Consider the following 14528-nt stretch of genomic DNA (forward strand, 5'->3'; position numbering starts at 1 on the left):
GGCTTTCCCGGAGACCTTCAGGTCGACGGAAAAGCAAAAGCCAAGACGTTTTTGAGTGTCTTCTGACCCCGACTGCAGAAGACCCCTTGGTTCGGGCGATGTGCAACGCATCGCTGTCCGCCAACGGCTGGTAGTGGCCAGCCGCCAAGCAGTGGTGCCTCGGCACTGCTGACAAGTCGCTGAAGATCTCAAGCTCCGGAGCTCTCATGGCCCAATCGTCCGCGTACAGTTACACCGAACGCAAGCGCATCCGAAAAAGTTTCGGTAACCGCGACAGCGTCGTAGAAATTCCCTACCTGCTGCAGATGCAGAAAGACGCGTACACCGCGTTCCTGCAAGCTGGCATTCCTCCCAAACAACGCACCGTCGAAGGCCTGCAGGCCGCGTTCGACGCCGCGTTCCCGATCGTCTCGCACAACGGTTTTGTCGAGATGAAGTTCCTCGAGTACAACCTCGCGAAGCCCGCCTTCGACGTGCGCGAGTGCCAGACCCGTGGCCTGACCTTCGCCTCGGCCGTGCGCGCCAAGGTGCAGCTCATCATCTATGACCGCGAGTCGTCGACCTCGCAGTCGAAGGTGGTCAAGGAAGTGAAGGAACAAGAGGTCTACATGGGCGAAGTGCCGCTCATGACCGAAAAGGGTTCCTTCATCATCAACGGCACCGAGCGCGTGATCGTCTCGCAGCTGCACCGTTCGCCCGGCGTGTTCTTCGAACACGACAAGGGCAAGACGCACAGCTCGGGCAAGCTCCTGTTCTCGGCCCGCGTGATTCCCTACCGCGGTTCGTGGCTCGACTTCGAGTTCGACCCGAAGGACATGCTGTACTTCCGCGTCGACCGCCGCCGCAAGATGCCGGTCACGATCCTGCTGAAGGCCATCGGCCTGAACCCGGAGTCGATCCTCGCGAACTTCTTCGTGAACGACAACTTCCGCCTGATGGACAGCGGCGCGCAGATGGAATTCGTTCCCGAGCGCCTGCGCGGCGAAGTCGCGCGCTTCGACATCACCGACAAGTCGGGCAAGGTCGTGGTCGCCAAGGACAAGCGCGTCACCGCGCGCCACACCCGTGAACTCGAGCAGTCGGCCACCACGCACATCAGCGTGCCGGAAGACTTCCTGGTCGGCCGCGTCATCGCCCGCAACATCGTCGACGCTGACTCCGGCGAAATCCTGGCCAAGGCCAACGACGAACTGACCGAAGCGCTGCTGAAGAAGCTGCGCACGGCCGGCGTGCAGGACATCCAGGTGATCTACACCAACGAACTCGACCAGGGCGCGTACATCTCGCAGACCCTGCGCATCGACGAGACGGTGGACGAGTTCGCAGCCCGCGTGGCCATCTACCGCATGATGCGCCCCGGCGAGCCGCCGACGGAAGACGCCGTGCAGGCCCTGTTCCAGCGCCTGTTCTACAACCCGGACACGTACGACCTGTCGCGCGTCGGCCGCATGAAGTTCAACGCCAAGGTCGGCCGCGACGAATCGACCGGCCCGATGGTGTTGACCAACGAAGACATCCTGGCCGTGGTCAAGATCCTCGTGGACCTGCGCAACGGCAACGGCGAAGTCGACGACATCGACCACCTGGGAAACCGCCGCGTGCGTTGCGTCGGCGAACTGGCCGAGAACCAGTACCGTACCGGCCTCGCCCGCATCGAGAAGGCCGTGAAGGAACGTCTGGGCCAGGCGGAGCAAGAGCCGCTGATGCCGCACGACCTGATCAACAGCAAGCCGATCTCGGCCGCGCTGAAGGAATTCTTCGGCGCCTCGCAGCTGTCGCAGTTCATGGACCAGACGAACCCGCTGTCCGAAATCACCCACAAGCGCCGTGTGTCGGCCCTTGGCCCGGGCGGTTTGACGCGCGAACGTGCAGGCTTCGAAGTGCGCGACGTGCACGTGACCCATTACGGCCGCGTGTGCCCGATCGAAACGCCTGAAGGCCCGAACATCGGCCTGATCAACTCGCTGGCCCTGTACGCCCGCCTGAACGAATACGGCTTCATCGAGACGCCGTACCGCCGCGTGGCCGACAGCAAGGTCACCAACGAGATCGACTACCTCTCGGCCATCGAAGAAGGCAAGTACGTCATCGCCCAGGCCAATGCGGTCCTGGACAAGGACGGCAAGCTGACCGGCGACCTGGTCTCGGCGCGTGAAGCCGGCGAATCGATCCTGGTCGGTGCCGAGCGCATCCAGTACATGGACGTGTCGCCCGCGCAGATCGTGTCGGTGGCCGCCTCCCTCGTGCCGTTCCTGGAGCACGACGACGCGAACCGCGCGCTGATGGGCGCCAACATGCAGCGTCAGGCCGTGCCCGTGCTTCGCCCAGAGAAGCCGATGGTCGGTACCGGTATCGAGCGCGTTTCCGCGGTCGACTCCGGCACCGTGGTCACGGCCACCCGTGGCGGTATCGTCGATTACGTCGACGCGACCCGCATCGTGGTGCGCGTGAACGACGCCGAAGCGGCAGCCGGTGAAGTCGGTGTGGACATCTACAACCTGATCAAGTATCAGCGTTCGAACCAGAACACCAACATCCACCAGCGTCCGATCGTCAAGCGCGGCGACAAGATCGCCAAGGGCGACGTGGTGGCCGACGGTGCATCGACCGACCTCGGCGAACTGGCCCTCGGCCAGAACATGCTGATCGCGTTCATGCCCTGGAACGGCTACAACTTCGAAGACTCGATCCTGATCTCGGAACGCGTCGTCGCCGAAGACCGCTACACCTCGATCCACATCGAGGAACTGGTGGTGATGGCTCGCGACACCAAGCTGGGTGCCGAAGAAATCACGCGCGACATTCCGAACCTGGCCGAGCAGCAGCTCAACCGCCTCGACGAATCCGGCATCATCTATGTCGGCGCCGAAGTGCAGCCGGGCGACACGCTGGTGGGCAAGGTCACGCCGAAGGGCGAGACCACGCTGACGCCTGAAGAGAAGCTGCTTCGCGCCATCTTCGGCGAGAAGGCTTCCGACGTGAAGGACACCTCGCTGCGTGTGGACCAGGGCTCGCAAGGCACCGTGATCGACGTGCAGGTGTTCACCCGCGAAGGCATCACGCGCGACAAGCGCGCCCAGCAGATCATCGACGACGAGCTGAAGCGCTTCCGCCTCGACCTGAACGACCAGCTTCGCATCGTCGAAGCCGACGCGTTCGACCGTATCGAGAAGCTCCTGACCGGCAAGGTCGCCAACGGCGGCCCGAACAAGCTGGCCAAGGGCACCAAGCTCGACAAGGCCTACCTGTCGTCGGTCGAGAAGTTCCACTGGTTCGACATCCGCCCGGCGGACGACGAAGTGGCAACGCAACTCGAGTCGATCAAGAACTCGCTCGAGCAGACGCGCCACAGCTTCGACCTCGCGTTCGAAGAAAAGCGCAAGAAGCTCACGCAGGGCGACGAGCTGCCCGCGGGCGTGCTCAAGATGGTCAAGGTCTACCTGGCCGTCAAGCGCCGCCTGCAACCCGGCGACAAGATGGCCGGCCGTCACGGCAACAAGGGTGTGGTGTCGAAGATCGTTCCGGTCGAAGACATGCCCCACATGGCCGACGGTACGCCGTGCGACATCTGCCTGAATCCGCTGGGCGTGCCTTCGCGGATGAACGTGGGCCAGGTGCTCGAAGTGCACCTGGGCTGGGCCGGCAAGGGCATCGGCCAGCGCATCGGCGACCTGCTGCAGCAAGAAGCCAAGGTGGCCGAGCTGCGCAAGTTCATGGAGCAGCTGTACAACGGTTCGGGCCGCAAGGAAGACCTCAGCAAGCTGAGCGACACCGACCTGCTCGAGATGGCGGAGAACCTCACCAGCGGCGCAACCTTTGCGACGCCGGTGTTCGACGGTGCCTCGGAAGAAGAAATCCGCGGCATGCTGAAGCTCGCCTATCCGGACGACATCGCCAAGCTCAAGGGCCTGACCGATACGCGCACGCAGGCCTACCTGTACGACGGCCGCACCGGCGACCAGTTCGAGCGTCCCGTCACCGTGGGCTACATGCACTTCTTGAAGCTGCACCACTTGGTGGACGACAAGATGCACGCCCGCTCGACCGGCCCGTACTCGCTGGTCACGCAGCAGCCGCTGGGCGGCAAGGCGCAGTTCGGCGGCCAGCGTTTCGGTGAAATGGAAGTGTGGGCGCTGGAAGCTTACGGCGCCGCCTACGTCCTGCAGGAAATGCTGACCGTGAAGTCCGACGACGTGCAAGGCCGTACCAAGGTGTACGAAAGCATCGTCAAGGGCGAGCACACGATCGAAGCCGGCATGCCGGAATCGTTCAACGTGCTGGTCAAGGAAATCCGTTCGCTGGGTCTCGACATCGAGCTCGAGCGTTCGTAATCAGAAGAGGAAAGAGTCACATGAAATCGCTACTCGACCTGTTCAAGCAGTTCACACCCGATGAGCATTTCGATGCCATCAAGATCGGCATGGCTTCGCCCGAGAAGATCCGTTCGTGGTCTTTCGGCGAGGTGAAGAAGCCTGAGACGATCAACTACCGCACGTTCAAGCCCGAGCGCGACGGTCTCTTCTGCGCCAAGATCTTCGGCCCCATCAAGGACTACGAGTGCCTGTGCGGCAAGTACAAGCGCCTGAAGCACCGCGGCGTGATCTGCGAGAAGTGCGGCGTTGAAGTCACGCAGACCAAGGTGCGCCGCGAGCGCATGGGCCACATCGACCTGGCCGCGCCCTGCGCGCACATCTGGTTCCTGAAGTCGCTGCCGTCGCGCCTGGGCCTCGTGCTCGACATGACCCTGCGCGACATCGAACGCGTGCTGTACTTCGAAGCCTACGTGATCACCGACCCCGGCATGACCCCGCTGAAGAAGTTCGGCATCATGTCCGAGGACGACTATGACGCGAAGCGCAAGGAATACGGCGACGAATTCGTCGCCAAGATGGGCGCCGAAGGCATCAAGGACCTGCTCGAAGGGATCGAACTCGACAGCGAGATCGAACGCCTGCGCGGCGACCTGACCGGCTCCGAAGTCAAGGTCAAGAAGAACTCCAAGCGCCTCAAGGTGCTGGAAGCCTTCCGCAAGTCGGGCATCAAGCCCGAGTGGATGGTGCTGGACGTGCTGCCCGTGCTGCCGCCGGACCTGCGTCCGCTGGTGCCGCTGGACGGCGGCCGCTTTGCGACCTCCGACCTGAACGACCTGTACCGCCGCGTCATCAACCGCAATTCGCGCCTGCGCCGCCTCTTGGAGCTCAAGGCTCCGGAAATCATCGCGCGCAACGAAAAGCGGATGCTGCAAGAAGCTGTCGACTCGCTGCTGGACAACGGCCGCCGCGGCAAGGCCATGACGGGCGCCAACAAGCGCGCACTCAAGTCGCTGGCCGACATGATCAAGGGCAAGAGCGGCCGCTTCCGCCAGAATCTGCTGGGCAAGCGCGTCGACTACTCGGGCCGTTCGGTCATCGTGGTGGGCCCGACGCTCAAGCTGCACCAGTGCGGCCTGCCGAAGCTGATGGCGCTCGAGCTGTTCAAGCCTTTCATCTTCTCGCGCCTCGAAGCCATGGGCATCGCGACCACGATCAAGGCTGCCAAGAAGGAAGTCGAATCCGGCACGCCGGTGGTCTGGGACATCCTGGAAGAAGTGATCAAGGAACACCCGGTCATGCTGAACCGTGCGCCTACGCTGCACCGTTTGGGCATCCAGGCGTTCGAGCCGATCCTGATCGAAGGCAAGGCGATCCAGCTGCACCCGCTGGTTTGCGCGGCGTTCAACGCCGACTTCGACGGCGACCAGATGGCCGTTCACGTGCCGCTGTCGGTGGAAGCGCAGATGGAAGCCCGCACGCTGATGCTGGCCTCCAACAACGTGCTGTTCCCGGCTTCGGGCGAACCGTCGATCGTTCCTTCGCAGGACGTGGTGCTGGGTCTGTACTACACGACCCGCGACCGCATCAACGCCAAGGGCGAGGGCCTGATCTTCTCCGACATCGGTGAAGTCCAGCGCGCGCTCGACGCCAACGTGGTCGAGCTGACCGCCAAGGTCGCCGTGCGCATCACGGAGTACACCAAGGACAAGGAAACGGGCGAGTTCACGCCTTCCACGTCGCTGGTGGACACCACCGTGGGCCGCGCGCTGCTGTCCGAGATCCTGCCGAAGGGCCTGCCGTTCTCGAACATCAACAAGGCGCTGAAGAAGAAGGAAATTTCCAAGCTCATCAACGTCTCGTTCCGCAAGTGCGGCCTGAAAGAGACCGTGGTGTTTGCCGACAAGCTGCTGCAGAACGGCTTCCGCCTGGCAACCAAGGCCGGTATCTCGATCGCCATCGACGACATGCTGGTGCCTGCTGAAAAGCACGGCATCATCGAGCGCTCCGCCAAGGAAGTGAAGGAGATCGAGCAGCAGTACGTCTCGGGTCTCGTGACTTCCGGCGAGCGCTACAACAAGGTGGTGGACATCTGGGGCAAGGCCGGCGACGAAGTGTCGAAGGTCATGATGTCCAAGCTGTCCAAGCAGAAGGTCATCGACCGCCACGGCAAGGAAGTGGAGCAGGAGTCGTTCAACTCCATCTACATGATGGCCGACTCCGGCGCCCGCGGTTCCGCGGCGCAGATTCGCCAGGTGGCCGGTATGCGGGGCCTGATGGCCAAGCCGGACGGCTCGATCATCGAGACGCCCATTACCGCGAACTTCCGCGAAGGCCTGAACGTGCTGGAGTACTTCATCTCCACCCACGGTGCCCGTAAGGGTCTGGCTGACACGGCACTGAAGACCGCGAACTCGGGTTACCTGACCCGTCGTCTGGTCGACGTGACGCAAGACCTGGTGGTGACCGAGCAGGACTGCGGCACGCACGGCGGCTACCTGATGCGCGCCATCGTCGAAGGCGGTGAAGTGATCGAATCGCTGCGCGACCGTATCCTCGGCCGCTCGGCGGCGGACGACGTGCTGCACCCGGAAAACCGTTCGGTGCTGCTGAAGGCCGGTGAGATGTTCGACGAGGACAACATCGAAGAGCTCGAGGCGCAAGGCGTCGACGAGGTCAAGGTGCGTACCGCGCTGACCTGCGAAACCCGCTTCGGCATCTGCGCGACCTGCTACGGCCGCGACCTGGGCCGCGGCGGCCTGATCAACATCGGCGAAGCCGTCGGTGTGATCGCGGCGCAGTCGATCGGCGAACCCGGCACGCAGCTCACGATGCGTACGTTCCACATCGGTGGCGCGGCATCGCGTGCGGCCGTGGCCTCGAGCGTCGAAGCCAAGTCCAACGGCACGATCGGCTTCAACGCCACGATGCGCTACGTGACCAACAGCAAGAACGAGCTGGTGGTGATTGCACGTTCGGGCGAGATCGTCATCCATGACGAACACGGCCGCGAGCGCGAGCGCCACAAGGTGCCGTACGGTGCGACCCTGGCCGTCAAGGCCGACCAGCAGATCAAGGCCGGCCACGTGCTCGCCAACTGGGATCCACTGACGCGGCCCATCATCACCGAGTTCGCCGGCAAGACGCAGTTCGAGAACGTCGAGGAAGGCCTCACGGTTGCCAAGCAGGTGGACGAAGTGACCGGCCTGTCGACCCTGGTCGTGATCGACCCGAAGCGCCGCGGCGCTGCCAAGGTCGTGCGCCCGCAGGTGAAGCTCATCGACGCCTCCGGCGCCGAAGTGAAGATCCCGGGCACCGATCACTCGGTGACCATCGGCTTCCCGATCGGCTCGCTGGTGCAGATCCGCGACGGCCAGGACGTGGGCCCCGGCGAAGTGCTGGCGCGTATTCCGGTCGAAGGCCAGAAGACCCGCGACATCACCGGCGGTCTGCCGCGCGTTGCCGAGCTGTTCGAAGCCCGTTCGCCGAAGGACAAGGGCATGCTGGCCGAAATGACCGGTACCGTGTCGTTCGGTAAAGAGACCAAGGGCAAGATCCGCATGCAGATCACCGATCCGGAAGGCACGGTCTGGGAAGACCTCGTGCCGAAGGAAAAGAACATCCTGGTGCACGAAGGCCAGGTGGTGAACAAGGGCGAAAGCGTGGTCGACGGTCCGGCGGACCCGCAGGACATCCTGCGCCTCTTGGGTTCGGAAGAACTCGCGCGCTACATCGTGGACGAAGTGCAGGACGTGTACCGTTTGCAGGGTGTGAAGATCAACGACAAGCACATCGAGGTGATCGTTCGCCAGATGCTGCGCCGCGTCGTGGTCGACAACATCGGCGATACGAGCTACATCTCCGGCGAACAGGTCGAACGCAGCGAAATGCTCAACACCAACGACGCCCTGCGCGCCGACGGCAAGCTGCCCGCCACGTTCACCAACCTGCTGCTGGGTATCACGAAGGCATCGCTCTCGACCGACTCGTTCATCTCGGCCGCTTCGTTCCAGGAAACGACGCGCGTGCTGACCGAAGCCGCGATCATGGGCAAGCGCGACGAGCTGCGCGGCCTGAAGGAAAACGTCATCGTCGGCCGCCTGATTCCCGCGGGCACCGGCATGGCGTACCACCAGGCACGCAAGGTCAAGGATCAGATGGACGAGGCCGAGCGCCGCGCCATCGCCGAATCCGAAGCCGCTGAACTGGCCGGTTCGACCAGCGATGTTTCCAGCACGGCCGACGCCAGCGAAGGCGCCGCGTCCGAATAACTGGTTAGCATCACCGGCCATGACCGGTATCCGACGCCCCCCGACCGAATCCGGTTGGGGGGCGTTTTTCTTTGAGCCGTTTTTTCCATGAAGTGTTTTTGCCGATGAGCGCATTGCCCGATTCGCTTGCCAGCTGGATCGTCGTTGCCGTGCTGTTGTTCTGGTTCGTGGGGGCCTACAACAGGCTGGTGCGCCTGCGCGCCGCCGTGCTCCAGGCCTACGCCACGCTCGATGCAGCGCTTCGAAAGCAGCTGGACTTCGTCCTGGCCAGCATCGCGGCCACCGTGCCCGAAAAAGATGCGCCGTCGCCCGGCCATTCTTCGGCGGTGGCACCGCTGCAGGCCGCCGCCACCCAGCTGGCCACGCTGCTGGGCGCGACCCGGCTGCATCCGCTCGATCCGGGCGGCATGGCCGCGCTGGCCACGGCGCTGCAGGTGCTGATCTCCGCATGGCAGCGCCAGCATCCGGATGCGGTCACGGTCTTCGACGCGGACGGAACGCTCTCGCGGCCCGCGCCGCTGCTGCCGAGCAGTACCGGAAACGGGGCTGGTGCCACGTCGTCCGGCACGGCGGAGCCCGTGGCCTGGCCTGAGCCTTCGGCCGCGGCGGAAATCGCTCGCAGCCAATTCAACCTGGCGGTGGAACAGTACAACGCAGCCATCGTCCAGTTTCCGGCCTTGCTGGTTGCATGGATGGTGCGTTTGCGACCGGCCGCGCCCCTGCTCTGATTTTCGAATCGCCGGGAAACGCCTTCTTCTTTCTTGATCCGCGCGGCTTTGTGCGTCTTGCCGGCCCGTTACCATCGCCCCAACTTGCCAGAACTATCTTCCGATCATCCAGGCAGCAGCCCCTCGCCGCTGCTGCAACCCCCGCTCTGGCGCCAGCTGCAGTTGACTGCCGTGGCGCTGGCGTCGATTCGCGCCGGCAGCTCGGGCACCGTCGCCTTCGAAGCGGTGGAGCCGGCCATGCGGCCGGGCGTGCAGGCGCTCGGCTTCCAGGTGCTGCGCTGGCTGGGCCGCGCAGAGGCGTTGCGCCGCCACCTCGCCAAGCGTACGCCGCCGCCGTTGCCCGACGCCTTGCTGTGCACCGCATTGGCACTGGCCTGGGATGCGCAGCACGCCCCTTACGAGCCCTTCACGCTGGTTGACCAGGCGGTCGAGGCGGCAAAGCGCAACCCGGCCACGCGCGCACAGGCCAGTTTCATCAACGCCTGCCTGCGCCGCTTCCTGCGCGAACGCGATGAGCTCGTGGCCGCCACCGACCATGAACCGGTCGCACAGTGGAACCACCCGCGCTGGTGGATCGAGCGGCTCAAGCGCGACCACTCGCGCGATTGGCAGCGCGTGCTCACGGCCGACAACGCCCACGCACCGATGACCCTGCGCGTCAATCTGCAGAAGACCACGGTTGCCTCATACCAGCTCGCGCTGGAGGCCGTCGGCCTGGCGGCGGTGCGCGTGGGAGCGGCCGGCCTGCAGCTGGTGCGCGCCCGGCCGGTGCAGCAGCTGCCGGGCTTCGCGGACGGCGAATGCTCGGTGCAGGACGCAGCCGCCCAGATGGCGGCGCCGCTGCTGCTCGAAGGGATGCTCCCCGCGGCCGGCGCCGCGCCGCTGCGCGTGCTCGATGCCTGCGCGGCACCGGGCGGCAAGACCGCGCACCTGCTGGAGTTTGCCGGTCCGGAGGCCGTCGAGGTGACGGCCCTCGAAGTCGACGCGGTACGCAGCCGGCGCATCGACGAAACCCTGGGCCGGCTCGGGCTGTCCGCCAAGGTGGTGGTGGCCGATGCCGCGCGGCCGTCCGCATGGTGGGACGGCACGCTCTTCGACGCCATTCTGCTCGATGCGCCCTGCACGGCGTCGGGCATCGTCCGGCGCCACCCCGACGTGCGCTGGCTGCGCCGCGAGAGCGACACGGCCCAGCTCGCCGTCCAGCAGGCGGCCTTGCTGGCGGCGCTCTGGCCGCTGGTCAGGCCCGGCGGGCGGCTGCTCTATTGCACCTGTTCCGTGTTCCGGGAAGAGGGCTCGCAACAAATCGATGCGTTTCTTGCGCACAACACCGACGCCCGATTGAAGGCATCGCCAGGCCATTTGCTTCCCCAAAGCGGGGCGAATGCCCGCGCCGTCCCGGACAATGCCTCAGGTGACCACGACGGCTTCTTCTACGCCCTGCTTGAAAAACGCCCGCGCTGAGCCCCGCGGGTGGCGCGGCGCCACGGCATTGGCGGCGCTGCTGATGGCCTGCGTGCTGTTGCTGAGCTGGCTGCCCCTCACCGCGGCCGCGCAAGGGCGCGCCGCTGCGTCGGTCACCCAGATGCGCCTCGAGCAGGCCGACGACGGTGTCTACCTCACCGCGGCCGTGCAGTTCGAGCTGCCCTCGTTGGTCGAGGAGGTGCTCGACAAGGGCATTGCCATCTATTTCGTGGCCGAGGCCGAGGTTTTTCATGAGCGCTGGTACTGGACCGACCGCAAGGTGGCCCAGGTCACGCGCCACATGCGGCTTGCCTACCAGCCTCTCACGCGCCGCTGGCGGCTCAATGTGTCGCCCGTGCCCATCACCGGCACCGCAGGATTCGGCGTCTCGCTGAACCAGAACTTCGACAGCCTTGCCGACGCCATGGACGCCGTCAAGCGCGTAGGCCGGCTGCGGCTGGGCGATGCGGCCGAGATCGGCGACGATCCCACGCACCAGGTCGTGTTCCGCTTCCGGCTCGACACTTCGCAGCTGCCGCGCCCGTTCCAGATCGGCGTGGTCGGGCAGGCCGACTGGAACATCGTGGCCGAGCGCAGCGCCAAGCTGACCCTGGAGAAGCAGCGGTGAGCACCAAACCGCGCAGCGGCGCAGCGGCCAGCCCCGCCGCCCGCCGCGCGCGCGCGATCCGCTGGGCCGTTGGCGTGGGCGCCGCGCTGGTCACGGCCATCGGCCTGGTGCTGATGTTCCTGCTGGCGCAAGCCACCAATAACCGCGCGCTGTACGAGCGCTATTACGTACGGCTTTTCGGTATCAACGTGGTGGTGGCGGTGCTGCTGGTGCTGGTGATCGGCTGGGTCGCGTTCCGCCTGTTGCGGCGCTTGCGCCAGGGCAAGTTCGGCAGCCGCCTGCTCATCAAGCTGGCGGCCATCTTCGCGCTGGTGGGCGTCGTGCCCGGCGCGCTGGTCTACGTGGTGTCCTACCAGTTCGTCGCACGGTCGATCGAAAGCTGGTTCGACGTCAAGGTCGAAGGCGCGCTCGATGCCGGCCTGAACCTGGGCCGCGCCACGCTCGATTCGCTCTCCGACGATCTGGCCGCCAAGACGCGCGTGGCCAGCGCGCAGCTGGTCCAGGTGCCCGACGCGAGCGCCGGCCTGGTCCTGGAGCGCATTCGCGACCAGCTCCAGGCGTCCGACGTGGTGCTCTGGACCGGCACCGGGCAGCTCGTGGCCAGTGCGGGTACCTCGCGCTTCCAGCTCAACCCCGAGCGGCCGACCAGCCAGCAGCTGCGGCAGGCGCGGGGCGACCGCGCCATCGCCCACATCGAAGGCCTGGACGAAACGGCACCGCCGGGCGCCACCCTGCCTCCCGCCAGCGTGCGCGCGCTGGCCATGGTGCAGCGCCCGGGCTTCGACTTCGACACCGCGCCGCGCTTTCTGCAGGTCACGCAGCCGCTGCCACCCGCCGTGGTGGCCAATGCGCTCGCCGTGCAGGAGGCCAACCGCGAATACCAGGAGCGGGCGTTGGCTCGCGAAGGCCTCAGGCGGATGTACATCGGCACCCTCACGCTGAGCCTGTTCCTGGCCGTGTTCGGCGCCGTGCTGCTGGCGGTGCTGTTCGGCAACCAGCTGGCGCGGCCGCTGCTCGTGCTGGCCGACGGTGTTCGCCAGGTGGCCGCCGGCGACCTGCGGCCCACCACCGTGCTGCAAGGAAAGGACGAGCTGGGCGGCCTCACGCGCTCCTTTGCCGTCATGACCCAGCAACTGGCCGATGCCCGCGGCGCGGTCGAAAAAACCATGGGCCAGCTCGACGCCGCCCGCGCCAACTTGCAGACCATTCTGGACAACCTGACCTCGGGCGTGATCGTGCTCGACGCCAAGGGCACCATACTGTCCACCAACCCCGGTGCCACGCGTGTGCTGCGCGCCCCGCTGGCGGCTTACGAGGGCATGCCGCTCGCCCAGGTGCCCGGGCTGGCCGACTTCGGCAACAGCGTGCAGCAGCAGTTCGACGAATTCCAGGTCGAGCGCCTGCAGCACGGCCTCGACCACTGGCAGCACGCCTTCGAGCTGCACGCCACCGGCATCGATCTGCCGCAGCAGGACAGCGCCATCAACATCGTTGCGCGCGGCGCCGAGCTGCCCGGCGCCGCCCGGCTGCTGGTGTTCGACGACATCTCCGAGATCGTGTCGGCCCAGCGCGCCCAGGCCTGGGGCGAAGTCGCGCGCCGCCTGGCGCACGAAATCAAGAACCCGCTGACGCCCATCCAGCTTTCGGCCGAGCGGCTCGAGATGAAGCTCTCCGGCAAGGTCGCTCCGCCCGAGCAGGCCGTGCTGGTCAAGTCGGTCAAGACCATCGTCGACCAGGTCGACGCGATGAAGCGCCTGGTCAACGAGTTCCGCGACTACGCCCGCCTGCCCGCGGCCGATCTCAAGCCGGTCGACCTCAATGCCCTGCTGGTCGACGTGCTCCAGCTCTACGGCGCCGACAACGCCCCCATTGCGCTGCGCTCCGAGCTGGACGAGCGCTGCCCGCCGATCCGCGGCGACGCGCAGCAGATCCGCCAGGTCATCCACAACCTGCTGCAGAACGCGCAGGACGCCGCCGAGGCCGCCGCCAGCAGCACCGGGCGTGCCGGCGAAGTCGTCATTCGCACCCGCCTCGGCGATTCGGGCCAGCGCGTGCGCCTCACCGTGCAAGATAGCGGCCCCGGCTTTGCCGAAAACATCCTCAAGCGCGCCTTCGAGCCCTACGTCACCACGAAAACAAAAGGTACCGGTCTGGGGCTGGCCGTGGTCAAGAAAATCGCGGACGAACACGGCGCGCGCATCGAGCTTTCCAACCGTGTTGTCGATGGGGCTGTAGCAGGGGCGCAAGTCTCGCTATCATTCGCGCTGGCAGGCGAGTCGCAGGCAGCGGCCGCTCACACCGAAGATTCGAAGTCTTCCGCCGCCTGAGCGCGAAAGAATCCATCGCCTCCAGGCGACGGATAGGCTGGCGGACACCCATACACATCATTCAGATACCAGCGCACAAGACAAGCAGCACTCATGGCAAACATTCTCGTGGTCGATGACGAGCTGGGTATTAGGGACCTGCTCTTCGAAATTCTCAATGACGAAGGCCACAACGTGGAGCTCGCCGAAAACGCGGCCGAAGCACGCGCCGCACGGCAACGCGCACGACCCGACCTCGTGCTGCTCGACATCTGGATGCCCGACACGGACGGCGTCACGCTCCTCAAGGAGTGGTCCACGGCCGGGCTCTTGAGCATGCCCGTCATCATGATGAGTGGCCACGCCACCATCGACACGGCGGTCGATGCAACGCGCATCGGCGCCTTCGCATTCCTCGAAAAACCCATCACCCTGCAGAAGCTGCTCAAGGCCGTGGAGCAGGGGCTCGCGCGCGAGAGTGCAAGGCGCGCAGCCGCGGGCGTTGTTCCCCCGGCCGCGGGCGTCAACCCGTCGGCCGCCATCACCACCACGGGCGACAGCCTGCTGCTGGCCTCGCTGGCGGCCGTGCCGGTGCCCGATGCCGGGCCGCAATCGACCCAGAGCTTCGACCTGGACCGCCCGCTGCGCGATGCGCGCGACGGCTTCGAGAAGGCCTACTTCGAATTCCACCTTGCCATGGAAAACGGTTCCATGACCCGCGTGGCCGAGAAGACCGGCCTTGAGCGGACCCATCTTTATCGCAAGCTCAAACAACTTGGGGTCGATCTTTCGAGAGGCCGCAGAAGCGCTGTATAATTTAAGGC

At 65.5% G+C, this 14528-nt stretch carries 7 protein-coding genes; all 7 read left to right on the plus strand.

The window, feature by feature from the left end:
• The first annotated feature begins 206 nt into the window (after positions 1-206).
• Positions 207-4331: a DNA-directed RNA polymerase subunit beta gene (gene rpoB / locus ACJ7Z0_RS19330; RefSeq protein WP_431125170.1), complete on the plus strand. Its 4125-nt coding sequence runs from the start codon at positions 207-209 to the stop codon at positions 4329-4331.
• 20 nt (positions 4332-4351) lie between these two features.
• Complete coding sequence (gene rpoC, locus ACJ7Z0_RS19335) at positions 4352-8581, plus strand: DNA-directed RNA polymerase subunit beta' (RefSeq protein ID WP_434791123.1); 4230 nt, start codon at positions 4352-4354, stop codon at positions 8579-8581.
• A 104-nt stretch (positions 8582-8685) separates the two neighbouring features.
• A complete protein-coding gene (locus ACJ7Z0_RS19340) occupies positions 8686-9309 on the plus strand; it encodes a LemA family protein (protein WP_434791124.1) in 624 nt (207 codons plus the stop codon).
• Positions 9310-9441: 132 nt separating this feature from the next.
• Entirely contained in the window at positions 9442-10770 is a 1329-nt protein-coding gene (gene rsmB, locus ACJ7Z0_RS19345; RefSeq protein WP_434792691.1) for a 16S rRNA (cytosine(967)-C(5))-methyltransferase RsmB, read from the plus strand.
• A complete protein-coding gene (locus ACJ7Z0_RS19350) occupies positions 10751-11398 on the plus strand; it encodes a DUF4390 domain-containing protein (protein ID WP_434791125.1) in 648 nt (215 codons plus the stop codon). The genes rsmB and ACJ7Z0_RS19350 overlap by 20 nt, the downstream gene beginning before the upstream one ends.
• Positions 11395-13725 (plus strand): sensor histidine kinase, encoded by a 2331-nt coding sequence (locus ACJ7Z0_RS19355; RefSeq protein ID WP_434791126.1) that lies wholly within the window; start codon positions 11395-11397, stop codon positions 13723-13725. The genes ACJ7Z0_RS19350 and ACJ7Z0_RS19355 overlap by 4 nt, the downstream gene beginning before the upstream one ends.
• Positions 13726-13818: 93 nt before the next feature.
• Positions 13819-14520: a response regulator gene (locus ACJ7Z0_RS19360; RefSeq protein WP_093023379.1), complete on the plus strand. Its 702-nt coding sequence runs from the start codon at positions 13819-13821 to the stop codon at positions 14518-14520.
• Positions 14521-14528 lie beyond the last annotated feature (8 nt).

It is taken from the genome of Variovorax palleresanus (genome assembly GCF_051144945.1).
Taxonomy (GTDB): domain Bacteria; phylum Pseudomonadota; class Gammaproteobacteria; order Burkholderiales; family Burkholderiaceae_C; genus Variovorax; species Variovorax paradoxus_S.

Excerpts from the sequence above, each read along its gene's own strand:
- rpoB (WP_431125170.1), top strand. The coding sequence starts at position 207 with ATGGCCCAATCGTCCGCGTACAGTTACACCGAACGCAAGCGCATCCGA.
- rpoC (WP_434791123.1), top strand. The coding sequence starts at position 4,352 with ATGAAATCGCTACTCGACCTGTTCAAGCAGTTCACACCCGATGAGCAT.
- ACJ7Z0_RS19340 (WP_434791124.1), top strand. The coding sequence starts at position 8,686 with ATGAGCGCATTGCCCGATTCGCTTGCCAGCTGGATCGTCGTTGCCGTG.
- ACJ7Z0_RS19360 (WP_093023379.1), top strand. The coding sequence starts at position 13,819 with ATGGCAAACATTCTCGTGGTCGATGACGAGCTGGGTATTAGGGACCTG.